The organism is Duganella hordei, from assembly GCF_040369125.1.
GTDB lineage: Bacteria > Pseudomonadota > Gammaproteobacteria > Burkholderiales > Burkholderiaceae_D > Rugamonas > Rugamonas hordei.
Genome location: NZ_BPWI01000010.1, coordinates 1 through 26,049 on the forward strand (window position 1 = coordinate 1; position 26,049 = coordinate 26,049).

General features: G+C 63.6%; 15 protein-coding genes. 14 read left to right on the forward strand and 1 reads right to left on the reverse strand.

Translation table 11 applies throughout. The annotated features are described in order from the left end of the window. Positions 1-245 precede the first annotated feature (245 nt). Entirely contained in the window at positions 246-4,289 is a 4,044-nt protein-coding gene (locus ABWW33_RS21505) for a Pls/PosA family non-ribosomal peptide synthetase (protein WP_353403687.1), read from the reverse strand. Between the two features lie 135 nt (positions 4,290-4,424). On the opposite strand from ABWW33_RS21505, the gene ABWW33_RS21510 reads away from it, so the two are divergent. The 14 genes from ABWW33_RS21510 (at position 4,425) to ABWW33_RS21575 (ending at position 26,019) form a co-directional block, all read left to right on the forward strand. After that, positions 4,425-5,927, forward strand: coding sequence for an AMP nucleosidase (locus ABWW33_RS21510; protein WP_176651455.1), 1,503 nt, complete (start codon positions 4,425-4,427; stop codon positions 5,925-5,927). Between the two features lie 186 nt (positions 5,928-6,113). Further along, entirely contained in the window at positions 6,114-8,756 is a 2,643-nt protein-coding gene (locus tag ABWW33_RS21515; protein ID WP_353403688.1) for a TonB-dependent receptor, read from the forward strand. A gap of 62 nt (positions 8,757-8,818) precedes the next feature. Next, positions 8,819-10,186: an MFS transporter gene (locus tag ABWW33_RS21520; protein WP_353403689.1), complete on the forward strand. Its 1,368-nt coding sequence runs from the start codon at positions 8,819-8,821 to the stop codon at positions 10,184-10,186. A gap of 16 nt (positions 10,187-10,202) precedes the next feature. Continuing rightward, positions 10,203-11,156 carry a glycoside hydrolase family 43 protein gene (locus ABWW33_RS21525; protein ID WP_353403690.1) on the forward strand — a complete coding sequence of 318 codons (954 nt, stop codon included), beginning with the start codon at positions 10,203-10,205 and terminating at the stop codon, positions 11,154-11,156. A 94-nt stretch (positions 11,157-11,250) separates the two neighbouring features. After that, complete coding sequence (locus ABWW33_RS21530; protein ID WP_353403691.1) at positions 11,251-12,315, forward strand: aldose epimerase family protein; 1,065 nt, start codon at positions 11,251-11,253, stop codon at positions 12,313-12,315. Positions 12,316-12,443: 128 nt separating this feature from the next. Then, on the forward strand, positions 12,444-14,186 hold the full coding sequence (locus tag ABWW33_RS21535; protein ID WP_176651450.1) for an IlvD/Edd family dehydratase: 1,743 nt from the start codon (positions 12,444-12,446) through the stop codon (positions 14,184-14,186). 18 nt (positions 14,187-14,204) lie between these two features. Next, positions 14,205-15,197: an AraD1 family protein gene (gene araD1 / locus ABWW33_RS21540; RefSeq protein WP_353403692.1), complete on the forward strand. Its 993-nt coding sequence runs from the start codon at positions 14,205-14,207 to the stop codon at positions 15,195-15,197. After that, complete coding sequence (locus tag ABWW33_RS21545; protein WP_353403693.1) at positions 15,194-16,762, forward strand: aldehyde dehydrogenase (NADP(+)); 1,569 nt, start codon at positions 15,194-15,196, stop codon at positions 16,760-16,762. Before araD1 ends, ABWW33_RS21545 begins: the two co-directional genes overlap by 4 nt. Positions 16,763-16,822: 60 nt before the next feature. Then, on the forward strand, positions 16,823-17,590 hold the full coding sequence (locus ABWW33_RS21550; protein WP_353403694.1) for an SDR family NAD(P)-dependent oxidoreductase: 768 nt from the start codon (positions 16,823-16,825) through the stop codon (positions 17,588-17,590). Then, a complete protein-coding gene (locus ABWW33_RS21555; RefSeq protein WP_353403695.1) occupies positions 17,587-19,509 on the forward strand; it encodes a glycoside hydrolase family 97 protein in 1,923 nt (640 codons plus the stop codon). The genes ABWW33_RS21550 and ABWW33_RS21555 overlap by 4 nt, the downstream gene beginning before the upstream one ends. Before the next feature lie 14 nt (positions 19,510-19,523). Next, entirely contained in the window at positions 19,524-21,071 is a 1,548-nt protein-coding gene (locus ABWW33_RS21560) for an alpha-N-arabinofuranosidase (protein ID WP_353403696.1), read from the forward strand. 4 nt (positions 21,072-21,075) lie between these two features. Then, on the forward strand, positions 21,076-22,644 hold the full coding sequence (locus ABWW33_RS21565) for a glycoside hydrolase family 43 protein (RefSeq protein ID WP_353403697.1): 1,569 nt from the start codon (positions 21,076-21,078) through the stop codon (positions 22,642-22,644). A gap of 1 nt (position 22,645) precedes the next feature. Further along, positions 22,646-23,665, forward strand: coding sequence for an arabinan endo-1,5-alpha-L-arabinosidase (locus ABWW33_RS21570; protein WP_353403698.1), 1,020 nt, complete (start codon positions 22,646-22,648; stop codon positions 23,663-23,665). After that, the gene (locus ABWW33_RS21575) at positions 23,662-26,019 is read left to right on the forward strand and encodes a beta-L-arabinofuranosidase domain-containing protein (protein ID WP_353403699.1); all 2,358 of its coding nucleotides are present in this window, start codon (positions 23,662-23,664) and stop codon (positions 26,017-26,019) included. The genes ABWW33_RS21570 and ABWW33_RS21575 overlap by 4 nt, the downstream gene beginning before the upstream one ends. Positions 26,020-26,049 lie beyond the last annotated feature (30 nt).

Consider the following 26,049-nt stretch of genomic DNA (forward strand, 5'->3'; position numbering starts at 1 on the left):
CGCGGCCAGCACCTCGCGCGCCGCGCGCGGGAGGTTGGCACGCTGGGCCGAGCGGATAAAGGCGGGGTCAGTTCCGGCAATCGGACATGAGCTCAGCTCATGTCCGATTGCCGGAACTGACCCCGCCTTTACGATTGCCGGAACTGACCCCGCCTTTACTGACCCCGCCTTTATGCCGATGACGCACACACCGTCCGGCGCAGCCGGCACGGGGCCGGGCCAGAGGTGGACGGCCAGTGCCGGGGTCATTGCGCCGGCGCGGCCGGGCAGCCGGACCAGTAGCCGTTGGCGGGAATCTGCTCGCCCTTCATCACCAGCGTCAGCGCGCCGAGGCGGGCGTTGTCGCCGACGACGGCGCTGTACAGCACCGCACTGCGCGGCCCCATGTACACGCGCTCGCCGATGGTGACATGGTCGATCTTCATCACGCGGTCCTCGAACAGGTGCGTCTGCGGGCAGGTCAGTGCATTCAGCTCGCTGTGATCGCCGATGTGCACGCAGTCGAATTCCGTGATGTCGGTGGTGTCCAGGTACACGCCCTTGCCGATGCGCGAACCGAGCAGGTTGAACGCCAGCGGCAGCCACGGCGTGCCGCGCAGGTAGCGCATGAAGTTGGGCACGGCGATGCCCTCGTACAGGTTGGTCACGCCTTCCGACAACCACACGAACGGCGTCCACATCGGCTCCGATTGCTTGCGATAGCGGCCGATCAGCAGCCATTTCAGCAGCACCACGAAGACGTAGTTGCCGATGCCGTAGCCCAGGCCGGCCAAGGTCAAGTCCCATGTCACCTCGGCCCAGCGGCCGGCGCCGGCGGCCGGCATCACCGCCAGCACCAGCGTGTAGCCGACCGCGATCACCAGCGCATGCGGCGCGACGATGCGGAACGCTTCGATCAGGCCGCGGCCCAGGCGGCGCATCGGCGACGGATGGAAGGTCAGCCATTCCGGATAGCCGCTGGTCTGCTCGCGCGCCGGCAGGTTGATCGGCGGGGAACCCAGCCAGGTGTCGCCGCTCTTCATCTGGTCGTTGTCCGGCGCGCGCGAATGCACGCCGATCAGCACGTGCTCGGGCAGCACCGTGCCGTCAGGGATATAGGCGCCATTGCCGACGAAGCTGCGGTGCGATATCACGGTCGGCTGCATGATCATCCAGCCGCCGTCGATCTCCTCGTCGCCCAGCATGACCGCGTCGGCGATGAAGGTTTCGTCGCCGAGGGTCAGCATGTCCGGCACCACGCCGAGCGCGGTGGAGATCTCTGCATCCTTGCCGACCTTGGCGCCCAGCAGGCGATACCAGTACGGCGCGAACACGGTGGCGTAGATGCCGTGCAAAACGTTCAGGCTCGATTCCTGGATCTGGCTGACCAGCCACTTGGCGCAGTAGGTATTGCTGTGGATCGCCGAACGGCCGGGCTGCAAGCGGGGCAGCACGCTCCAGCGGATGCCGGCCGACAGCAGCGCCGTCAGGATGATCAACACCGTGCTGGCGGGGAAGGCCAGCAGGAAGTAGCGCAGCAGGCGGATGCGCATGTCGTCGCCCTGTATCCACGGCAGCCAGCCGGCTTCGTCGAACCAGTCGATCAGCACGAAGCTGGGGAACACCGGCATGAAGAACAGCGTGACGATCAGCAGGATGCCGAACACGAAGAACACGCCTTCGCCCATGCGGCGCGCGGCGCTGGCTTGTGGGCGCGGCGGCAGGCGCGTGGTGTCGAAAGGCCCCATGTCGCGCGCTGGAGAACCGGCCCAGACGCGGCCCGCCGGTACGCGGCCGCCGTCGCCCAGCGCGGATTGGCCTTCAAGATGGCCCAGCGCTTCGACATGCGTATTGCCTTCCAAAATAGCGAAGGAGCTGACGCAGGCGTCGTCCTCCAGCGTGATCCGGCCGAGCAGCAGGCGGCCGCGCTGCACGCGGGCGTTCTCGAAATTGACGGCGTTGCCGATGCTGACGTTGTCGCCGATGGTCAGCAGATCCGGCGAACGCAGCGTCATCGAGCCGATGATGACTTCCTTGCCGACCTTGGCGCCCAGCGCGCGCAGCCACCAGGCGTTGAGCGAGGAACCGCTCAACAGATAGGCCGGCGCCGATTCGACCAGCCGGTCCGCCAGCCACCAGCGGTAGTAGGTGATGCCCCACAGCGGATAGCTGCCCGCCTGCAGGCGGCCGGCGATCAGCCATTTGCCGGCGATGGCGATGGCAAATTCCATGACCGTGGCAAGCAGGAACACACCGACCGACGCGGCGATCGCGCGCGGCACCGAGTCGCCGGGATCGCCGGTGAAGAAGTGGTAGGTGAAGAACGGCGCCAGCCACTGCGCCATGCGCAGTGCCACCAACGCCGGCATGGCGACCGCTTGCGCCAGGCCGCAGGTCCAGCGCTTGATCGCGGAGGGCGGCGTCCAGTCGGCTTCCTGCTCGGCGGCCTTCGGCGCGTCGGCCAGCACTTGCGCGATCTTGCCGACCTGGCGCTGCTGGTAGATGTCGCGCACGGTGATGTGGGCGAAGCGCGGATCGGCGCGCAAGGCGGAAGCCAGGCGCGCGGCGAAGAAGGAGTGGCCGCCAAGGTCGGTGAAGAAGTCGGCGTTGCGCAGGATGGGCTGGCCGGGGAACAGCGTGGATAGCGCGGCGAACAGCGCCGCCTCGGCCGGCGTCTCGGGCAGGTCGGAATCTTCGGCGCTGCCGGCCGACGGCGCGCTCAAAGGCATTGCCTTCAAGGCCTTGCGGTCGATTTTGCCGGAGGTCAGGCGCGGCATGGCTTCCTGCATTTCGTAGCGGCTGGGGACCATGTAGGGCGGCAGCTTGGCGGCCAGGCCGGCGCGCAGCGCTCTGGTGTCGATTTCGACGCCGGCATCGGGCACGATGTAGGCCACCAACTGGTCGATGCCGTCGTCCTTGCGCAGCAGGACGGCGACGGTGCCAACGCCCGGCTGCTGCGCCAGCAGCGCTTCGATCTCGCCCAGTTCGACGCGGAAGCCGCGTATCTTGACCTGGTCGTCGGCGCGGCCCAGGCACACCACTTCGCCGTCGGCGCCGATGCGCGCGAGGTCGCCGGTGCGGTACAGCCGCGCGTCGTGCACGCCGCTGGACCAGGGATTGGCCAGGAATTTTTCTGCCGTCAGGTCGGGGCGGCCGAGGTAGCCGGCCGCCAGGCCCGGGCCGGTGATGCACAACTCGCCGATCTCGCCGCGCGGCAGCAGGCGCAATTCCCCTTTTCCTTCAGATTCCGTGTTCGCATCGATCACCAGCAGGCCGTAGTTCGGCAGCGGCGTGCCGATCGTGACCGGGTGGCCGGGCTGCAGGCGCGCCAGGCTGGCCGACACCGTCGCTTCGGTCGGGCCGTAGGTGTTGAACATCTGGCGGCCCGCGCGCGACCAGCGCTCCACCAGCGATTCCGGGCACATCTCGCCGCCGAGGTTAATCAGGCGCAGGCTCGGTACTTCCTGATTGAACAGCGCCAGCAGCGTGGGCACGGCGTGCAGCACGGTGACCTGGTTTTCATCCAGCATGCGCGGCAGCGTTTCCGGGTCGCCGCTGATTTCCTTGGGACCTATCCACAGCGTGGCGCCGACCAGGTAGGCGATCCAGATTTCCTCGAACGACATGTCGAAGGCGACCGAGAAGCCCTGGTACACCTTGTCGGCGGCGCGCACACCCAGCACTTCGTTCTCGCTGCGCAGGAAGTGGCAGATGCTGCGCTGGGTGATCAGGATGCCTTTCGGCTTGCCGGTCGAGCCGGAGGTGTAGATCACATAGGCCGGCACGTCCGGCGACACGGCGCCGCGGCGGGATAACACGGCATCGGCCGCGGGCGCGGCCAGCAGCGCCTCGGCGGTCCACACGGGCCGGTCGAAATCGGCCAGCGCGGCCAGGCGCGGAGCGAAGGCGGCGCAGGTCAGCACGCCGGCGCCTTGCGCGTCGTCGAGGCACACTTGCAGGCGGTCGACCGGCGTGTCTTCGTCGACCGGCAGCCAGGCGGCGCTGGCCTTGGCGATGCCGGCTTGCAGCACCAGCAGCTCGATGCCGCGTGGCAGCCACAGTCCGACGATCTGTCCCGGCCGCACGCCCGCGTCGATCAGCCGCGACGCCACCAGGTCGGCCTGCGCGTTCAGTTCGCGATAAGTCAGCTTGCGCTCGCCGAAAATCAAGGCGAGCTGGTCGGGATCGCGCGCGGCGCTGGCTTCCAGCAGGTCGGCCAGTATCTCCTCGCGCAACAGCTCGCCTTGCGGCTTACCGTAAAGAACATCCGGGTGCGATTGGGAAATGTGTAGCGATACTGGGTCGTTCATGCTGATACTTTATTTTGTGTTGGCGCTGTCATTGTACGGTACGTCAGTTGGTTCCCATAGAGGAAGAATGCAAGTTCCGCTTACAGCCTTTACAATAAGAAATATGGGATCTTCCCCTTGCACCGAAGGAGTCGCATGTCACCGAGCCGCCCGTTTATCGCCCCCATGCAATTTGACGATCCGATTGCCGCTTATGAGCAAGTCCGCGCCATCTACGATGCCAACATCGCGCACCTGCGCGACGCCATGAAACGCTTTGTCGCCGGCGAGGATGTCGGCGAGCACGTGCGCGCCTGCTATCCCTTTGTCCGCGTCCATACCGACACCGTGGCCCGCGCCGATTCCACGCTGGCCTTCGGTTTCGTCGCCGGCCCCGGCACCTACGAAACCACGCTGACGCGGCCCGACCTGTATGCCCGCTACTACCAGCAGCAATTCAAGCTGCTGTTGAAAAATCACGGCAAGCACCAGTTGCGGATCGAGGTCGGCACCAGCGCGCAGCCGATCCCGATTCATTTCTCGTTTGCCGAGCACGAGCACATTGAAGGCAATATGAGCGCCGAACGGCGGTTGTTGATGCGCGATGTATTCGATTTGCCGAATCTCGCCGCGATGGACGACGGCATCGCCAACGGCACACACGAGCCGCCGCCGGGCGAGGCGCATCCGCTGGCGCTGTTCACGGCGCCGCGCGTCGACTACTCGCTGCAGCGCCTGCGCCACTACACCGGCACGTCCTGCGAGCACTTCCAGAAGTTCGTGCTGTTCACCAATTACCAGTTCTACATCGACGAATTCGTCAAGCTGGGCCATGAGCTGATGGCGCTGGCGTCCACCGCGCCGGGCGACGACTACATCGCCTTTGTCGAGCCGGGCAACCTGGTCACGCGCCGCGTCGGCCAGGCGGTGGAGGCGGGCGATGCGCTGGGCGCGCCGCTGCCGCGCCTGCCGCAGATGCCTGGCTACCACCTGATACGCGCCGACGGCACCGGCATCTCGATGGTCAACATCGGCGTCGGCCCGGCCAACGCCAAGACCATCACCGACCACATCGCCGTGCTGCGTCCGCATGCGTGGCTGATGCTGGGCCATTGCGCCGGCCTGCGCAACACGCAGGAACTGGGCGACTACGTGCTGGCGCACGGCTATGTGCGCGAAGACCACGTGCTCGACGAGGACTTGCCGCTGTGGGTGCCGATCCCGCCGCTGGCCGAGGTGCAGGTGGCGATCGAGGCGGCGGTGGCCGAGGTGACGCAGCTGACCGGCCACGACCTGAAGCGCGTCATGCGCACCGGCACCGTCGCCAGCACCGACAACCGCAACTGGGAACTGCTGCCGCAGCGCACGCCGGAACGCCGTTTCAGCCAGAGCAGGGCAATCGCGCTGGACATGGAAAGCGCCACCATCGCCGCCAACGGCTTCCGCTTCCGCGTGCCCTATGGCACTTTGTTGTGTGTGAGCGACAAGCCTATGCACGGAGAAATCAAGCTGCCGGGCATGGCCAACCAGTTTTACCGCGACCGGGTTGACCAGCACTTACGCATCGGCATCCGCGCTTTGGAACTGCTGCGGGCGCTGGGCGTGGACAAACTTCACAGTCGCAAGCTGCGCAGTTTCACCGAGGTGGCGTTCCAGTAGCAATATGCGAAAAAATCATGAAAGCCCGCTTGTGCGGGCTTTTTTTTTCACTTACGCCACCCGTTCCGATACTTTTTTTGATATCAAAAACCCCAAAAAATTGATTGGTTTGTTTTTTGCCCAGCCCCTAAGATGAATTCCGAAGTCGCAGCAACATAACTATAAAACAGATAACACAGGAGACGTATGAAACATCTGACATCCGGGACTTGCGAGTCCCAGGCGAAGCATCGCCTCGTTTTAAAAACCGGCGTCGCAGTACTGGCCACGGCCGGCCTGATGAGCGCTTTCCCGGTACTGGCGCAGGACGCGCCAGCCAGCGACAGCGTGGTGGTGGTCACCGGCGTGCGCAAGGCAGCCCAGAGCGCCCAGAAAATCAAGCAGGACTCGGACAACGTCATCGATTCCATCGTTGCCGACGATATCGGCAAATTCCCTGACACCAACGTCGCCGAGACCCTGGCCCGCGTCAGCGGCATCCAGGTGCGGCGCGACGCCGGCGAGGCCAACACGGTGCTGATCCGCGGCCTGCCGTTCATCTCGACCTTCATCAACGGCCGCGAGATGTTCACCACCACCGGCCGCTACATCCAGCTGGCCGATATCCCGTCGACCATGCTGCAGCGCGCCGACGTCTATAAATCGCAAAGCGCCGAGATGATCGAAGGCGGCATCGCCGGCGCCATCGACGTGCGCACCAACCGTCCATTCGACTTCAAGGGCTTCCAGGTCAGCGCCCAGGCGGGCGGGAAGAATACCGACAAGGCCAACGCCACCGATCCGGAAGCTTCGGGCATGATCTCCAACCGCTGGAAGACCGGCGCCGGTGAATTTGGCGCCTTGTTCGGCGTCTCCTACGTCAAGAACCACTTCCACGAGGAGCGCGGCTTCGAGACCTTCCCGATCGATAAAAGCTTCGCCGCCCCGAATCTGACGGGCCCGGACCTGGTCGGCATCCAGGACATCTACGGCCAGCGCAAGCGCATCGCCGAGAACTTTGCCCTGCAATGGAAGCCGAACGCCGACGTCGAGCTGTATGCCGAAGGCCTGCACTCGGCGCTCAAGGGCCAGGACGAGACCGACTTCTTCGTCGGCTTGCCATGGGCCACCTCGCCGGACCAGATCAAGGTGACCAAGATCCCGGGCACCAACCAGACCGACACCATCGACTCGACCAACGCCTTCACCATCCTGTCGACCCAGGCGCGCGCCGCGGAAAGCATCGCCTCCCAGTATGCGATCGGCGGAAAATGGCGGGTCGCTCCGGGTCTGCGCACCAGCGCCGAAGTATCGCGCACCACCAGCTCGTTCGACTGGGTCAATCCCATCCTGGACACCAATCTGAACGTCGACAAGGTGCATATCAAGACCAATGTCGATGGCGGAGCGTTCGCCCAGTACCAGGGCGCGGCCTTGAACGATCCGAGCAAGATCTACCTGTTCCAGTTCTTCGACCGCTATGGCCATGACCGTGGCAGCTCCACCGACTGGCGCGCGGATGCGACTTACACGCCGGAGGCGGAAGGCTTGTTCAAGGAGTTCAATATAGGTGTGCGTGGCAGCGAACGCCGCGCCGACTCGATCAAGTCGCTGGAAGGCAGCGTGGGCGCCATTCCCGGCGTGACGATGGGCAGCATTCCGGGCCTGTCGTGCACCACCCAGCCGTTCTCGGTCAACTATGGCACGCCGAAGTGGAGCACCCCTTGCGCCGGCTTCATGATCGACCAGACCGGCGTGGTGCGCAAGGCCGTCACCGGCAGTTCGGCCGCCAAGGCCCTGGATCCGGCCTCCTTCTTCCAGGATAAGGAGCAGAATATCGCCGTCTACGGCAAAGCCAAGATCGGCTTCGACATGGGTGGCATCCCGGTCGACGGTGTGTTTGGCGTGCGGGTGACCAAGACCGACGCCGATCTGCTGGCCAACAACAACATCGTGACCTCCAGTGGCCTGGTGTATGTCCCGGTCAGCAAGTCCAACTCCAACACCGACGTGCTGCCGAGCGCGAACATCAAGGTCACGCTGCGGCCCGACCTGCTGGCCCGCTTTGCCTATGCCAAGACGCTGACCCGTCCCGACTTCGCGGCGCTCAATCCGGCCACCGCCTACGTCAACTCGAACGGCACCACCACGCTGGCCACGGCGTCGGGCGGCAATCCGGACCTGAAGCCGGTCACCGCGCAGAACTTCGACGGCACGCTGGAATGGTACTTCGCCCCGACCGGCTATGTCAGCGGTACGCTGTTCCGCCATAACTTCGACGGCTACATCATGGGCAAGGGCGTGCAGGAGACCTTCCAGGGCGTGAACTACCTGACCACCCGTCCGTTCAATACCGACAAGGGCCACCTGCAAGGTCTGGAACTGGCCTACCAGCAGTTCTACGATGGCCTGCCGGGCTGGTTGAATGGCTTCGGTCTGCAGGCCAACGTCACCTTCTCGCAGGGCGGCGCGACGTCGTCGGCGGTGCCGGGACTGGAAGACAAGCCGTTCGCCGGCATGTCCAAGCTGTCCTATAACATCGTCGGACTGTATGAAAAGCAGGGCTGGTCCGCGCGCCTGGCGTATAACTGGCGCTCCAAGTTCACCCAGCTGTATGGCGACACCCCGGATCCGGCGCACCTGGCCGGCAAGGACCTGATCGCGGCGGCGATGTCGACGCTGGACGGCTCGCTGAGCTACAAGATCACGCCGCAGCTGTCGGTCAACCTGACCGGTACCAACCTGCTGAACTTCAAGTATCAGGACTACTGGCAGGACCCGGTGATCTTCCCACGCGATACCCGTCGCTATGACCGCACCGTGGGCTTGTCGCTGAGCTGGAAGAACTAAGGCAGCTGCTTAACACCGCCACGTCCCCGCCCATGCGGGGATGTGGCATTGAGAGGTAATCGATGTCGAATCAAAAGTCGAATCAAAAGTTGTCGCTGTTGGAAAAAGTAGGTTTCGGCGCCGGCGACATGGCGCTGAACGTGGTGATCTCGTCGATGATGTTGATCATCACGTTCTTCTACACCGATATCTACGGCCTGAAAACCTCGGACCTGGCCTTGCTGTTCGTCGCCGTCAAATTCATCGGTGCCTTGTCCGACCTGGTGATGGGCCAGATCACCGACCGCTACGACAGTCCGCGCATGGGCCGCTACCGCCCGTACCTGCTGTTCCTGGCGATCCCCTACGGCGTCAGCGTGTTCTTCGTCTTCACCACGCCCGACTGGGCCTACAGCGCAAAGCTGATCTGGGCTTATTCCACCTACATCATCATGACGGTGATGACTTCCGGCGTCGGCATCGCCTATATCTCGCTGCCCAGCAGCCTGACCGACGATCCGCAACAGCGCCTGTCGGCCAACGGCTACCGCCTGTTCTTCGCCAAGATCGGCGCCTTCATGGTGACGGTGGTGGTGCCCATCCTGTCCGAGCGCTGGGGCGGCGGCAGCGCGGCCGTCGGCTACCAGGCCGCGATGGCGGTGATGGCGGTGATCGGCATCGCGCTGTTCCTGTTCTGCTTTTTCACCACCACCGAGCGCGTGCGCCACGTGGTGCAGCGGCAATCGCTGCCGGCGCAGCTGAAGGTGCTGTTGAAAAACGACCAGTGGCTGATCCTGTGCGGCGTCTGCGTGACCGGCACCATCGGCTACGTGGTGCGCGCCTCGGCGGCGATCTACTATGCCAAGTACTACCTGGGCGGCGACACCGCCACCGTCGCCACCTTCCTGTCGATCGGCGTGGTGGCGGCCATCCTGTCGATGATCGCCTCGACCTGGATCACCAAGTTCTATTGCAAGGTCAAGCTGTTCCGCTGGACCCAGATCGGCGTCGGCATCATCAGCGCCGTGATCTACTTCGCGGTCAAGCCGGGCGACGTGATGCTGGCTTTTGTGCTGTACTTCCTGCTGTCCTTCGTGGTGGACCTGCATGCGCCGGTGTTCTGGTCGGCCATCGCCGAGACCATCGACTACGGCCAGGTCAAGACCGGCAAGCGCGTATCGGGCTTCGCCTTCGGCGGCATTTCGGTGTGCCAGAAGGCCGGCATGGGCATCGCCGGCGCGCTGGTCGGCGTGCTGCTGACCTATTTTGAATATCAGCCGAACCACGAGCAGACCGCCTTCGCGCTGCACGGCATCGTGCTGATGGTGACGCTGATACCGGGCTTCTTCCATACGGTGATGGGCCTGTTGATGTTCAAATACCGCGTCACCGACGAGTACTACACGGAAGTGAAGAAACAGATGGGAGTCCAATCCTATGTGGCAGTCTAATTTTTTGGAAGCAGAGATGGAAAGCAACGATGTATTGCAGCCGCTGATCGAACAGCGCGCCGATCCCTTTATCATCCGTCACAGCGACGGCTATTACTACTTCACCGCCTCGGTGCCGCAGTACGACCGCATCGAGCTGCGCCGCGCGAAAACCATCGCCGGCCTGGCGGACGCGGAGAAGGTCGACGTCTGGCACAAGCCGGATACGGGCCCCTACAGCGAACTGGTTTGGGCGCCGGAGCTCCATTTCAACGACGGCGCCTGGTATGTGTACTTCGCCGCCGCACCCAGCCGCGAGATCAAGCACAAGCTTTTCCAGCACCGCATGTACGCGATCCGCAACGCCAACGCCAACCCCCTGGAAGGCGAGTGGGAGTTCATGGGGCAGGTCGACACCGGCATCGACACCTTCTGCCTGGACGCCACCACCTTCACCCACAAGGGGCAGCTGTACTACCTGTGGGCGCAGAAGGATGTCGCCATCGAGGGCAATTCCAACCTCTACATCGCGCCGATGAAGACGCCGTGGCAGCTGGGCGGCCCGCCGGTCATGCTGAGCAAACCGGAGTTCGACTGGGAGATACGCGGCTTCTGGGTCAACGAAGGTCCTTCGGTGCTGAAGAAGAACGGCAAGATCTTCATCAGCTATTCGGCCAGCGCCACCGACGAAAACTACGCCATGGGCCTGCTGTGGGCGGACCAAGACGCGGACCCGCTGGACCCGGCATCGTGGACCAAAAGCCCGCAACCGGTGCTGCAAACCTGCTTCGAACACGGCGTCTACGGACCCGGTCATAACAGTTTTACCGTCGGCGATGATGGCGAAACCGTCATGTTGGTTTATCATGCACGCACCTACACCGAGATCATCGGCGACCCGCTGTGGAATCCGGACCGTCACACCTATGTCAAACCGCTGAAATGGGACGGGCAGGGTATGCCTGTATTCGGAAAACCGTCGATGGCTTAATGTCGTCATCCCGCGTGCGCGGGAACCCATAGAACACATGCGGCGGCCGGCTCGGATAAATTTCCGCCGGCCGTCGTGCATTTGAAAGTCCAGAATGTCGCAAGCAACCATCACTGAATCTTCCTTCGGCCACCTGCCGGACGGCCGTGAGGCCACGCTTTTCACCCTGACCAACGCCCACGGCATGATCGCCAAAATCAGCAACCTGGGCGGCGTGATCGCCGAGCTGCACGCGCCGGACCGCGACGGCGCCATGGCCGACGTGGCGCTCGGCTTCGACAACCTGGCCGACTACCTCGGCGAATCGCATTACTTCGGCGCGCTGATCGGCCGCTACGGCAACCGCATCGCCGGCGGCCGCTTCACGCTCGACGGCGAGGCATATCAGCTCGACGTCAACAACGGCGCCAATCACCTGCACGGCGGCAGCGAAGGCTTTCACCGCCGGCTGTGGGACGCCGAAACCTTCGCCACGCCCAAGTCGGCGGGCCTGATCCTGAGCTACCTGAGCGCGGACGGCGAGCAGGGCTACCCGGGCAATCTGGAAGTGACCGTCATCTACGAACTGCGCAACGATAACGAATTGCGTATCGCTTTCCACGCAATCACCGACAAGGCGACGCCGGTCAACCTGACCAACCACGCGTATTTCAACCTGGCCGGCAAGGGCGACATCCTGTCGCACGAGCTGACGATACCGGCCGATGCCTACACGCCGGTCGACGGCGGCTTGATCCCGACCGGCGAACTGGCGCCGGTGGCCGGCACGCCGTTCGACTTCCGCGCGCCGCAGGCCATCGGCGCCCGCATCGCGCAGGAGCATGAGCAACTGCGCCACGGTTCGGGCTACGACCACAACTTCGTGCTGAGTAAATCGCAGTCCGGCGCGCTGGAAGTGGTGGCGCGGGTGGTCGACCCGGCGTCCGGCCGGATGCTGGAAGTGCTGTCGCAGGAGCCGGGAGTGCAGTTCTATAGTGGCAACTTTTTGCATGACGGCATGCGCGGAAAAGGCCGCATCTACGGCCATCGCAGCGGCTTCTGCCTCGAACCGCAGCACTATCCGGACTCGCCGAACCAGCCGGGCTTCCCGTCGACGGTCCTGCGTCCCGGCGAGGAATACACGACGGTGATGGCCTACCGCCTCGGCGTCGCCGACTGATATCGATTTGGGTATCGAAGTCGAATAATAATTTATTGGAAAGATATCTCACTACAACTTAGTATGCCTTATCGATGCGGGGGCATGACATCCACGTCCCCGCACAAGAACATACTGAGGAGATATTCATGTCTGAAAATGACAAAAAGGTGAAGCTGCGCTCCGCCGAGTGGTTCGGCACCCAGGACAAAAACGGTTTCATGTACCGCAGCTGGATGAAGAACCAGGGCATCCCTGATCACGAATTCCAGGGCAAACCCATCATCGGCATCTGCAACACCTGGTCGGAACTGACTCCTTGCAATGCGCATTTCCGCAAGCTGGCGGAACACGTCAAGCGCGGCATCCTCGAAGCCGGCGGCTTCCCGGTCGAGTTCCCGGTTTTCTCCAACGGCGAATCGAACCTGCGTCCCACCGCCATGCTGACCCGTAACCTGGCCAGCATGGACGTCGAAGAATCCATCCGCGGCAATCCGATGGACGGCGTCGTGCTGCTGGTCGGCTGCGACAAGACCACGCCGGCGCTGCTGATGGGCGCGGCCTCCGTCGACATCCCGACCATCGTCGTCAGCGGCGGCCCCATGCTGAACGGTAAGCTGAACGGCAAGAACATCGGCTCCGGCACCGCCGTGTGGCAGCTGCACGAGCAGGTCAAGGCCGGCGAAATCACCATGCACGAATTCATGTCGGCGGAATCGGGCCACTCCCGTTCGGCCGGCACCTGCAACACCATGGGCACCGCCTCGACGATGGCCTGCATGGCCGAAGCGCTGGGCACCACGCTGCCGCACAACGCCGCCATTCCCGCCGTCGATTCGCGCCGCTACATCCTGGCGCACATGTCCGGCATCCGCATCGTCGAGATGGTGAAGGAAGGCCTGAACCTGTCGAAGATCCTCAAGCGCGAGAATTTTGAAAACGCGATCCGCGTCAACGCCGCCATCGGCGGTTCGACCAACGCCGTGATCCACCTGAAGGCCATCGCCGGCCGCATCGGCGTCGACCTGGAACTGGAAGACTGGACCCGCGTCGGCCGCGGCACGCCGACCATCGTCGACCTGCTGCCGTCGGGCCGCTTCCTGATGGAAGAGTTCTACTACGCCGGCGGCCTGCCCGGCGCGATCCGTCGCATGGGCGAGGGCAATTTCGTGCCGCATCCGGATGCGTTGACGGTCAACGGCAAGAGCCTGTGGGAGAACTGCAAGGACGCGCCGATCTACGACGACGAGGTGATACGTCCGCTGGAGAATCCGCTGCTCAAGGATGGCGGCATCTGCATCCTGCGCGGCAACCTGGCGCCGCGCGGCGCCGTGCTGAAGCCGTCGGCCGCCACGCCGGAGCTGATGCAGCATCGCGGCCGTGCCGTGGTGTTCGAGGACTTCGAGCATTACAAGAGCCGCATCGTCGATCCGGACCTGGACGTCGAGGCCAGCTCGATACTGGTGATGAAGAACTGCGGCCCGAAAGGTTATCCGGGCATGGCCGAAGTGGGGAATATGGGCCTGCCGCCGAAACTGCTGGCGGCCGGCGTGAAGGACATGGTCCGCATCTCGGATGCGCGTATGAGCGGTACCGCCTACGGCACCGTGGTCCTGCACGTGGCGCCGGAAGCGATGGCCGGCGGCCCGCTGGGCATCGTCAAGGATGGCGACTGGATCACGCTCGACTGCGCCGGCGGCCTGCTGAACCTGGAGATTTCGGAAGCGGAGATGGCCGAGCGCCAGGCTGCCCGCGTCATCGGCAGCGCGCCGGGTCCGAAGACCGGCTACCAGAAGCTGTACATCGAACACGTGCTGCAGGCCGACGAGGGCTGCGACTTCGATTTCCTGGTCGGCAACCGCGGCTCGGCCGTGCCCCGCCATTCGCATTAATAAAAATACGGAGACATTATGCTGCTCGTACAATTCAAGAACGAACAAGGCGCACGCCAGGTCGGTGTGCTGGAACAGAACACCATCCGCGTCATCGAAGGCTACGATACGACCTACGCCCTGGCGCAGGCGGCGATACGCCAGTCCGTCGGCCTGGCCGACCTGGCCGCCAAGTCCGTCGGCAACGGCGTATTGGCGTTCGACGCCGTCGCCGCCGCCGGCCGCCTGCTGCCGCCGCTGGATCACAGCGACGACGCGCACTGCTTCGTCACCGGCACCGGCCTGACCCACCTGGGCAGCGCCGATACCCGCGACTCCATGCACAAGAAAATCGGCGGCGACGTCGAGTCGCTCAGCGATTCGATGAAAATGTTCCGTCTTGGCGTCGAAGGCGGCAAGCCCGCCGCAGGCCAGGCAGGCGTGCAGCCGGAATGGTTCTACAAGGGCGACGGCTCCATCGTGGCCGCCAGCGGCCAGCCACTGAGCATGCCCGACTTCGCGCTGGACGGCGGCGAAGAGCCGGAAGTGGCCGGCCTGTATGTGATCGGCGACGACGGCCAGCCTTACCGCGTCGGCTACGCCATCGGCAACGAGTTCTCGGACCACGTGACCGAGCGCCAGAACTACCTGTATCTCGCCCACTCGAAACTGCGCGCCTGCGGCGTCGGTCCCGCGCTGCTGGTCGGCGAGGCGCCGGCGCACATCGAGGGCACGTCGCGCATCTACGACGTTGAAGGCAAGGTACGCTGGGAAAAGGCCTTCTTCAGCGGCGAGCAGAATATGTCGCACACCATCGGCAACCTGGAACACCACCACTTCAAGTACCCGCTGTTCAAGCGTCCGGGCGACGTGCATATCCACTTCTTCGGCACCGCCACATTGAGCGTGGCCGACAACATCGTCGTCAAGCCAGGCGAAACGTTTGAAATCGACGCGCCGCAATTCGGCCCGGCCCTGCGCAACACGCTGACTGTCTACAAAACTGAAATCGCGAAAGTGAAAACACTATGATCATTACCGGCGAAGCGCTGATCGGCGGCCGCGCCGTCAAGGGTACCGGTGGCGCCATCCGCGCCTGGAACCCCACTACGCAGCAGTCGATGGACCCGGAGTTCCTCGCTGTCGATGTCGCGCAGATCGACCAGGCCTGCCGTGCGGCCGATGCCGCATTCGATACCTTGCGCGCGCTGAGCGACGAGCAGCGCGCCGTTTTCCTGGAAACCATCGCCGAACAGATCATGGCGCTGGGCGATGTGCTGGTTGAACGCGTGATGGCCGAAAGCGGCCTGCCGCGTCCGCGCATCGAGGGTGAGCGCGGCCGCACCGTCGGCCAGCTGAAACTGTTTGCCAACCTGCTGCGCGAAGGCTCGTGGAACGATGTCCGTATCGACAAGGCGTTGCCGGAACGGACGCCGCCGCGTCCCGACCTGCGTATGCGCATGATCGGTGTCGGTCCGGTGGCGGTTTTCGCGGCCAGTAACTTCCCGTTGGCGTTTTCTGTGGCCGGTGGCGACACCGCGTCGGCCCTGGCGGCCGGCTGCCCGGTCGTGCTGAAGGCGCACTCCGCGCATCCCGGCACGTCCGAACTGGTGGGCCGCGCCATCGTCAAGGCGGTAGAGCTGTGCGGCCTGCCCGCCGGCGTGTTCGCGCTGTTGACCGGCAGCGGCAACGGCATCGGCCAGGAGCTGGTGCGTCATCCATCGATCAAGGCGGTCGGCTTCACCGGTTCGCGCAGCGGCGGTGTCGCGCTGATGGCGGTGGCTGCGGCGCGTCCCGTGCCGATTCCCGTCTATGCGGAAATGAGCTCGATCAATCCGGTGTTCCTGATGCCTGCGGCGCTGGCTGCGCGTGCCGAGGAAATCGGCGCGGGCTTCGCCGGCTCGCTGGTGCTGGGCGTGGGGCAGATGTGCACCAATCCCGGCCTGGTGATCGGCGTCGCCGGTCCCGATCTGGATCGCTTCGCCAACGCCGCCGCGCAAGCGCTGGCCGGCGGCGCGGCGTGCGCGATGCTGTCGCCGGGGATCGCAGGCAGCTTCCAGCGCGGTATCACACAACTGGCCGAGCATGCGGACGTGAAGACGCTGGCGCTGGCGCCTCAGGCCGAAGGCAAGGGCGCTCCGGCGCTGTTCGTCACCAGCGGCGCGGCATTCCTGTCGCAGCATGCGTTGTCGGAAGAGGTGTTCGGCCCGGCCTCGCTGGTCGTGGCATGCAAGGATATGGCGGAACTGCGCCATATCGCCGAGAGCCTGGAAGGCCAGTTGACCGCCACGCTGCAGCTGGACGATGCGGATCTCGACGCCGCCCATGCGCTGCTGCCGGTACTGGAACGCAAGGCCGGTCGCATCCTGGCCAACGGCTTCCCGACCGGCGTGGAAGTCTGCAGCGCGATGGTGCACGGCGGTCCGTTCCCGTCGACGTCCGACGGCCGCAGCACCTCCGTAGGAACGGGCGCCATCGTGCGCTTCCTGCGTCCGGTGTGCTACCAGAACTTGTCGCAAGCGCTGTTGCCGGAAGTCTTGCGCGACAGCGGCAACGCCGCGTGGCGCCGCCGCGAAGGCGAACTGACTCGCGACTAGCGCAGTATCGAGGAATCCCCGCGATGACGGGGACCTCACCATAATAAAAACGGAGACTGTATGACCCAATTGGCTAAGTTCGCCAGCCTGCGCGGCAAGCGCGTATTCATCACCGGTGGCGGCACCGGCATCGGCGAAGCGATGGTGATTTCCTTCGCGGAGCAGGGCGCGCAAGTCGCCTTTGTCGACATCGCCCGCGACGCCAGCCTGGCGCTGACGCGCCGCGTGAAGGAAGCCGGCTACCCCGAGCCGCTGTTTCGCCAGTGCGACATCACCAACATCCCCGCGCTGCAGGCGACCATGGTCGAGATGGCGACGCTGGTCGGCGACTTCGACATCCTTGTCAACAACGCGGCCAACGACCAGCGCCACGAGACCGCCGAAGTCACGCTGGAATACTGGAACGAGCGCATCGCCATCAACCAGCGTCCGATGTTCTTCACTTGCCAGACTGTCCTGGAAGGCATGAAGAAAAAAGGCGCCGGATCGATCATCAATGTCGGCTCGATTTCGTGGCACGTCAAGAATGCAGGCTACCCGGTGTACGCCACGTCGAAGGCGGCGGTGCACGGCCTGACGCGCGGACTGGCCCGGGAGTTCGGAGAGCACGGCATCCGCGTCAACACGGTCACGCCGGGTTGGGTGATGACGCAGCGCCAGATTGACCTGTGGCTGGACGATGCGGGCGAGCAGGACATCAAACGCAACCAGTGCCTGCCGACCAAGCTGATGCCGCAGCACGTGGCCTCGATGATCCTGTTCCTGGCCGCTGAAGATGGTGCCATGTGCACCGCTCAAGAGTTTATCGTCGATGGGGGATGGGTATGAATACAACCAGCTATGCAGCAGTAATCATGGCGGCGGTGTCGGCAGGCGCCGCCGCGTCTCCCGCCGCGCTGACCAGCCCGGACCGCCACATCGCCGTCAAGCTGCAATCCACCGCCGTCGGCACGCTGGCCTACACGATCACGCGTGACGGCAAGCCCGTATTGCTGGCTTCCGATCTCGGCCTGCAGTTGCAGGGCGCCGACCTGGCCAGCGGTTTGAAGATCATCGGTACCAGCAAGGCGCATGCCGTCAGCGATCATTACCAGATGGCTGTCGGCAAGCGGCGCGACATCACCTACCGCGCCAACGAGCAGACCTATTCGGTACAAAACGCGCAGAAGCAGAAGATGGACATCGTCTTCCGCGTGTCGAACGATGGCGTCGCCTTCCGCTATGTGGTCGCCGATTCATCGCTGCCGCACAAAAAACTGATCCAGGAGCGCACCACGTTCGCGCTGCCATCCGAAGCCAAGGCCTGGATGCAGCCGATAGCTGTCGCGCAAACAGGTTGGGGCAGGACCAACCCGTCATATGAAGAACACTATCTGATGGACGTCCCGGTCGGTACGCCATCGCCTTCGCCGGCTGGCTGGGTGTTTCCGGCGCTGTTCAAGTCCGGCGCCAACTGGGTGGCGATCTCCGAAGCCGGCATGGATGGCAGCTTCCAGGCTTCCCGCCTGGCGCCGCAATCCGTCGGCGGAAAATACAGCATCGGCAATCCGATGGCCGAAGAGGTCTACACCGACGGCCGCCTGATGGCCGAAGTCGACGGCACGCTCACCACGCCGTGGCGCCTGCTGGCACTGGGCTCCTTGCAGACGGTGACCGATTCCACGCTCGGCACCGACCTTGCCGCGCCTGCCATCGCTTTCGATAAATCGCTGGTCAAGCCTGGTCATGCTTCATGGAGCTGGGCGCTGATGAAGGACGACGCCACCGTCTATGACGTCCAGAAAAAGTTTATCGACTACGCCGCCGATATGCACTGGGACTACACCCTGATCGATGCCGACTGGGATCGCAAGATCGGCTACGAAAAGGTCAAGGAGCTGGTCGACTACGCCGCCGCCAGGAACGTCGGCATTCTGCTGTGGTACAACTCGTCCGGCCCATGGAACTCCACCGAGTACTCGCCGAAAAGCAAGCTGCTGACCCACGAACAGCGCATCGCCGAATTCAAGCGCCTGCATGACATGGGCGTCAAGGGCGTCAAGATCGACTTCTTCAACGGCGATGCCCAGTCGATGATCGCTTACTACGTCGCCATCCTGCGCGATGCGGCCGACGCCGGACTGCTGGTCAACTTCCACGGCGCCACGCTGCCGCGCGGCTGGACCCGCACCTGGCCCAACCTGATGACGATGGAAGCCGTGCGCGGCATGGAGTTCACCACCTTCGAGCAGGCCGACGAAGACAAGATGCCGACCCACGCCGCCATGCTGCCGTTCGCCCGCAACCTGTTCGATCCGATGGACTTCACGCCGATGGTCTTCGGCGACATCCCGAAGATCAAGCGCACTTCCAGTAACGGCTTCGAGCTGGCCACGTCGGTGCTGTACATTTCGGGCATCCAGCACTTCGCCGAGATCCCCGAAGGCATGGCCACCGTGCCGGCCTACGTGAAGAGCTTCCTCCAGGAGCTGCCGCGCAGCTGGGACGACAGCCGCCTGGTCGACGGCTATCCGGGCCAATACGCCGTTATCGCGCGCCGCTCGGGCGACAGCTGGTACATCTCCGGCATCAACGCCACCGAGTCCGACAAGACGCTGACGCTGGACTTGTCCTTTGCCGGAGCCAAACAGGGAACGATCATCGCCGACGGCGATGGCGAACGCAGTTTCAGCCGGCGCGATATCGCCGCAGGCAAGAAAGTAGCAGTAACGATCAAGCCGCACGGCGGATTCGTCATAAAACTATAAACAGGAGATAGACCATGAATCAAATTAAACGCGGCGTATTCGCCTTGTGCCTGCTGGCTTCCGGCGGCGCCTTCGCGGCCGACACGATCGGCCTCACCATCGACGCCGGCAAGCCCGGTGCGGTCATCAACAAGGATGTCTACGGCCAGTTCGCCGAGCACCTGGGTACCGGCATCTACGAAGGCATGTGGGTCGGTCCAAAATCGAAGATCCCCAACACCAAGGGCTGGCGCAACGACGTGGTCGGCGCGCTGAAGGCGATGCACGTGCCGCTGGTGCGCTGGCCGGGCGGCTGCTTCGCCGACGAATATCACTGGAAGGACGGCGTCGGCCCGCGCGAGAAGCGCCCGGTCAAGGTCAACACCAACTGGGGCGGCGTGGCGGAGTCCAATGCCGTCGGTACGCACGAGTTCTTCGACCTGGTCGACCTGCTGGGCGCTGACGCCTACGTCAACGGCAACCTTGGTTCCGGCAGCGTCCAGGAGATGTCGGAGTGGATCGAGTACATGACGTCCGACAGCAAGTCCACGCTGGCCGAGCTGCGCCGCAAGAACGGCCATGAGAAACCGTTCAAGGTCGCCTATTTCGCCGTCGGTAACGAGGCGTGGGGCTGCGGCGGCAATATGACGCCGGAACACTACGCGGACCTGTACAAGAACGTCGAGACGTTCCTGAAGGCGCCGTCGTCCAGCCGTCCGAAGCTGATCGCCAGCGGCGGCAACGACAGCGATACCAGCTGGTCCGATGTGCTGAGCAAGCAGCTCAAGCGCCAGACCGACGGCATCAGCTTCCACTACTACACCATCCCGACCGGGAAGTGGGAAGTGAAGGGCGCGGCAACCGGATTCCCTGAAAAAGAATGGCTGTCCACGCTGAGCGCCACACTGCGCATGGATGACCACATCCGCAAAAATGCCGCAGTGATGGACAAGAACGATCCGGAGAAAAAACTTGGCCTGTTCGTCGATGAATGGGGCACCTGGTACGACGTGGAGAAGGGCACCAACGCCGGCTTCCTGTTTCAGCAGAATACCCTGCGCGATGCGGTTGTTGCAGCGCTTAACTTCAACATCTTCCATGCCCACGCAGACCGGGTGCGCATGACCAATATCGCGCAGATGGTCAATGTGCTGCAGTCGATGATCATCACCGACAAGGACAAGATGGTGCTGACGCCGACCTATCACGCCTTTGAAATGTATGCGCCGTTCCAGGGCGCGACCACGCTGCCGCTGACGCTGTCGAACAACCCGCAGTACACAGTGGATGGTACCGGTATTCCCGAGATCAGCGCATCGGCCGCACGCGGCGCGGATGGCAAGCTGTATCTGGCGCTGGTGAACACCAATCCGGGACAGGCTGCCGACGTGGCGGTCAATATTCCGGGCCAGACGATCAAGGCATTGAAGGGGCGCGTGCTGACTGCCGCTGCGATGGATGCGCACAATACCTTCCAATCGCCGCAAGCAGTGAAACCTGCGCCATTCACCGCCACCGGCGTTGATGGCAAGGTGACGGTGAAGATTCCTGCCAAGGCTGTGATCGTGGTGGCGGTGGAGTGAGGGCATGACGGTGCACGATATTTCCCTGTCGCGCCGTAAGGCCATCGCCGGTGGCGTGGCCATGCTGCTGGCTGGTTGCGGCGGTGGAGGAGGCGGCGGCAATCCAGTTGCCGCAACTCCGACGCCGACACCTGCGCCGACGCCTACGCCAACACCCACACCGACGCCAACGCCAACGCCAACGCCAACGCCGACCACCATCACGTTCGCCGACGCCTCGGTCCACGATCCCGCCCTGATCAAGGTGGACGGTACCTACTACGTCTTCGGCTCGCACCTGGCCGCGGCCAAGTCGACGGACCTGATGAACTGGACCAAGTTCGCCGACGGCGTCAACGCCACCAATCCGTTGTTCAACAACGTGGTGACCTCGCTGGCCGACACCTTCACCTGGGCGCAGGTCACCGACCTGTGGGCGCCGGATGTGGTCAAGCTGGGCGACGGAAAGTTCTACTTCTACTACAACGCCTGCAAAGGCGACTCGCCCCGTTCGGCGCTGGGCGTGGCTGTGGCGGACAAGGTGGAAGGCCCGTACGTCAACAAGCAGATCATGCTCAAATCCGGCATGTGGGGCCTGGTCAGCGAAGACGGCGTGAACGTCTACGACGCGCTGACGATGCCAAACGTGGTCGACCCGAACACCTTCTTCGACAAGGATGGCAAGCTGTGGATGATCTACGGATCCTATTCCGGCGGCATCTTCATCCTGGCGATGGATCCGGCGACTGGCCTGCAGAAGCCCGGCCAGGGCTACGGCAAGCACCTGATGGGCGGGAACCACAGCCGCATCGAAGGCGCGTACGTGATGTACAGCCCGCAGTCGAAGTACTACTACCTGTTCACGTCCTTCGGCGGACTGGATGCAAACGGTGCCTACAACATGCGCGTGGCCCGCTCGCTGAACCCGGACGGGCCGTATGTGGACGCCAAGGGCAACGACATGGCCAACGTCAAGGCCAATCCCGCGCTGCCTTTGTTCGACGACGCCAGCATCGCGCCGTTCGGCCAGAAGATCATGGGTAACTACCAGTTCGCGCTGGCTGACGGCGAAACGGGCACGCCGCTGGGCTATGTATCGCCGGGCCATAATTCGGCCTATTACGAAGCGTCCACGGGCCAGTACTTCCTGGTGTTTCATACCCGCTTCCCGGGAACCGGCGAGCTGCATCAGATCCGCGTGCACGAGATGTTCATCAACGAGGATGGCTGGATCGTCGTGGCGCCGTTCCGCTACGCGCCGCTCAGCAAGAACTCGATGCCGCTGGCGGCCGAGGTGACGGCGGCCGATGCGGCCGGTTCGTACAAGATGATCAACCACGGCAAGGATATTACGACGGCCATCAAGCCTTCGCAGGCCATCAAGCTGGCGGCCGACGGTACCGTGTCGGGTGCGGCAACCGGCACGTGGAAGCATAACGGCGCCAACAAGATTACGATTTCGCTGGGGGCTGCCGGTACTTTCAATGGCGTGCTGTCGCGCCAGTGGAATACCAACGCCAGCGCCTTCGTGGTGACGTGGACCGCGCAGTCGGTTGACGGCGTGTCGATCTGGGGCGCGCGCACAGGGAGTTGAGATGAAGTCTGTTGTATTTGCATTGGGGCTGGCGGCGCTTTCCGCGCTTCCTGCCTGCGCCGCCAAGGAAGTCAGCGTCCATGATCCTGTCATGGCGAAGGAGGGCGATACCTGGTACGTGTTCAGCACCGGACCGGGTATCACGTTCTACAGTTCGAAAAACATGAAGGACTGGACACCCGAAGGCCGCATCTTCAAGGACCAGCCGGTGTGGGCCAAGAGTGTGGCGCCTGGCTTCGACGGCCATGTCTGGGCGCCGGATGTGCATTTCCATAACGGGAAATACTATTTGTACTATTCCGTCTCAGGCTTCGGCAAGAATGCCTCGGGCATCGGCGTCACCGTCAACAAGACGCTGAACCCTCGCTCGCCCGACTATCGCTGGGAAGACAAGGGCCTGCTGCTGCAATCCGTACCGTCGCGAGACGATTGGAATGCCATCGATCCGAATGTCGTCGAAGATGACAAAGGCGAGGCCTGGCTTGCCTTCGGCTCGTTCTGGAGCGGATTGAAGCTGGCGAAGTTGAACCCGGATTGGACCGGTCTGGCCGCACCGCAGGAATGGCAGGCAATCGCCAGCCGTCTGCGCGTGCCTTCCGTGGGCGGCAAGGTGTCCGCGCCGGACGAAATCGAGGCGCCGTTCATCTTCAAGAAAGGCGGCTACTACTATCTCTTCGCTTCGTTCGGCCTGTGCTGCCAGAAATCCAACAGCACCTACTACGTCGTCGTCGGAAGAGCCAGGAACGTCACCGGTCCTTATCTGGACAAGGACGGCGTGGACATGCTGAAGGGCGGCGGTTCCACGGTGATCGCCGGCGACAAGGACTGGAAGGCGCTGGGCCACAACAGCGCCTACACCATCGACGGCAAGGACTACATGGTGCTGCACGCCTACGAGACCGCGGACGACTATCTGCAGAAGCTGAAGATCATGGAGATGAAGTGGGACGCCAGCGGTTGGCCGGTGGTCGATCCTGCGGATCTCAACAAGTATCGCAGCAACCAGCTGCCATCGCCATGAAGATATTGCGCAGCCTCGCTGCCGCCGTTGCCATCGCGTTTGCCGCCGGCGCGGCGCCGGCGGCGCCGTTGCAGTTGTTTCCGCTCGCCGACGTGCGGCTGGGCGATAGTCCCTTCCTGGAAGCGCAGCGCACGGACCTGCATTACCTGCTCGAGATGGAGCCGGACCGCCTGCTGGCGCCATTCCTGCGCGAAGCCGGCCTGCCGCTGAAGCAGCCCAGCTACGGCAACTGGGAATCCAGCGGCCTTGACGGCCACCTTGGCGGCCACTATCTCTCGGCCCTCGCGCTGATGTACGCCTCGACCGGCGACGAGGAAGTCCTCAAGCGGCTGAACTACTTCGTCGCGGAACTCAAGCGCTGCCAGCAGAAGAACGGCAACGGCTACATCGGCGGCATCCCGGACGGCGGCGCTGCGTGGCAAGCCATCGCCAAGGGCGAACTCCATGCCGACAACTTCTCCGTCAACGGCAAATGGGTCCCGTGGTACAACCTGCACAAGGTCTACGCCGGCCTGCGCGACGCCTACACCTATACCGGCAACCAGGATGCCCGCGCCATGCTGATCGCGATGTCCGACTGGGCGCTGGAGCTGACCTCCTACCTGAGCGAAGAACAAATGCAGTCCATGCTGCGCAGTGAGCACGGCGGCATGAACGAGGTGCTGGCCGACGTCGCCCAGATGACCGGCCAGAAGAAATACATGGACCTGGCGATACGCTTCTCACACCAGGCCATCCTGCGTCCGCTGGAAGAGGGCAAGGACCAGCTCACCGGGCTGCACGCCAACACGCAGATCCCCAAGGTGATCGGCTTCAAGCGCATCGGCGACATCACCGGCCGCCGCGACTGGCAGCAGGCGGCGCAATTCTTCTGGCAGACGGTGCACGATCACCGCACCGTCGCCATCGGCGGCAACAGCGTCAAGGAGCACTTCCACGACGACAAGGACTTCTCGCCGATGGTGGAAGAAGTCGAAGGCCCGGAAACCTGCAACACCTACAACATGCTCAAGCTCACCGAGCTGCTGTTCCTAGGCGACGCCAAAGGCAGCTACAGCGACTACTATGAGCGGGCGTTGTACAACCACATCCTGTCGTCGCAGCGGCCCGACAGCGGTGGCTTCGTCTACTTCACGCCGATGCGGCCGAACCACTACCGCGTCTACTCGCAGGTCGACAAGGCCATGTGGTGCTGCGTGGGCTCCGGCATCGAAAGCCATGCAAAATACGGGGAGTTCATCTACGCGCATCGCGGCGACGATCTTTACGTGAACCTGTTCATTCCATCGACGCTGAACTGGCGCGAACAGGGCGTGACGATCACGCAAGCCAACCGCTTCCCCGACGAAGACACCAGCACGTTGGTGGTCCAGGGGAGCAAAGCTTTCACGATGAAGATCCGCTATCCCGAGTGGGTGGCGCGCGGTGCTTTGCGCATCACCGTCAACGGCAAGCCTGTGGTGGCTAGTGCCGGCGCGGACGGCTACGTCAGTCTGCGCCGTCAATGGCGCGATGGCGACAAGGTCGAGATACGCCTGCCGATGAAAACCCATCTGGAGCAGATGCCGGACAAGTCCAACTACTATGCGGTGCTGCACGGCCCCATCGTGCTGGCGGCGAAGACCGATCCGTTTGCCGGCGAAAAGCTGAACTTCTTCGCCGACGACTCGCGCATGGGCCATGTGGCGCAAGGACAGGTATGCCCGATGGAGTCGGCGCCGATGCTGGTCAGCGACACCAAGGCCTTCATGGACCGCTTCAAGCCGGTGCCCGGCAGGCCGCTGACGTTCACCGCGCCGGGGCTGGTGCAGGGGAGGAATGTCGGCAACGTGACCTTCATCCCGTTCTTCCGGCTGCACGATTCGCGCTACGTGGTCTACTGGCCGTATTCCACGCCGGCCAACCTTGCGTCCATGCAGGCCAGGGCCGCACAGGACGAGGCGGAGCGCCTGGCACTGGATGCGCAGACGATCGATCAGGTGGCGCCGGGCGAGCAGCAGCCCGAGTCCGATCACTTCTTCAAAGGCGAGGGCGCCGACGCCGGCATCAACAAGGGCCGCCACTGGCGCCATGCGAGCGGCTGGTTCAGCTACGAGCTGACCGACAAGAAGGCCGAAGCCCGCACATTGCGGCTGACATATTCAACTTTGGATGCCGGACGCCGTTTCGATATCTTTATCAACGACCGGCTGCTGGCCGAGGTTGCGCTGGATGGCGCCGCGCCGCAGGAAATCTACACCCGGGACTACGCCATTCCAGCGGCTATGCTGGGCGGCGGCAAGCTGGTGGTCAAATTTGTCGCCCGCCAGGGATCGATGGCGGGCGGCTTGTACGGCCTGAGATTGCTGCGTTGATATCGAAATCAATATCGATATGATGGAAAA

Excerpts from the sequence above, each read along its gene's own strand:
- ABWW33_RS21505 (WP_353403687.1), bottom strand. The coding sequence starts at position 4,289 with ATGAACGACCCAGTATCGCTACACATTTCCCAATCGCACCCGGATGTT.
- ABWW33_RS21555 (WP_353403695.1), top strand. The coding sequence starts at position 17,587 with ATGAATACAACCAGCTATGCAGCAGTAATCATGGCGGCGGTGTCGGCA.
- ABWW33_RS21575 (WP_353403699.1), top strand. The coding sequence starts at position 23,662 with ATGAAGATATTGCGCAGCCTCGCTGCCGCCGTTGCCATCGCGTTTGCC.
- ABWW33_RS21560 (WP_353403696.1), top strand. The coding sequence starts at position 19,524 with ATGAATCAAATTAAACGCGGCGTATTCGCCTTGTGCCTGCTGGCTTCC.
- ABWW33_RS21545 (WP_353403693.1), top strand. The coding sequence starts at position 15,194 with ATGATCATTACCGGCGAAGCGCTGATCGGCGGCCGCGCCGTCAAGGGT.
- ABWW33_RS21535 (WP_176651450.1), top strand. The coding sequence starts at position 12,444 with ATGTCTGAAAATGACAAAAAGGTGAAGCTGCGCTCCGCCGAGTGGTTC.
- ABWW33_RS21570 (WP_353403698.1), top strand. The coding sequence starts at position 22,646 with ATGAAGTCTGTTGTATTTGCATTGGGGCTGGCGGCGCTTTCCGCGCTT.
- ABWW33_RS21530 (WP_353403691.1), top strand. The coding sequence starts at position 11,251 with ATGTCGCAAGCAACCATCACTGAATCTTCCTTCGGCCACCTGCCGGAC.
- ABWW33_RS21550 (WP_353403694.1), top strand. The coding sequence starts at position 16,823 with ATGACCCAATTGGCTAAGTTCGCCAGCCTGCGCGGCAAGCGCGTATTC.
- araD1 (WP_353403692.1), top strand. The coding sequence starts at position 14,205 with ATGCTGCTCGTACAATTCAAGAACGAACAAGGCGCACGCCAGGTCGGT.
- ABWW33_RS21515 (WP_353403688.1), top strand. The coding sequence starts at position 6,114 with ATGAAACATCTGACATCCGGGACTTGCGAGTCCCAGGCGAAGCATCGC.
- ABWW33_RS21565 (WP_353403697.1), top strand. The coding sequence starts at position 21,076 with ATGACGGTGCACGATATTTCCCTGTCGCGCCGTAAGGCCATCGCCGGT.
- ABWW33_RS21525 (WP_353403690.1), top strand. The coding sequence starts at position 10,203 with ATGGAAAGCAACGATGTATTGCAGCCGCTGATCGAACAGCGCGCCGAT.
- ABWW33_RS21510 (WP_176651455.1), top strand. The coding sequence starts at position 4,425 with ATGTCACCGAGCCGCCCGTTTATCGCCCCCATGCAATTTGACGATCCG.
- ABWW33_RS21520 (WP_353403689.1), top strand. The coding sequence starts at position 8,819 with ATGTCGAATCAAAAGTCGAATCAAAAGTTGTCGCTGTTGGAAAAAGTA.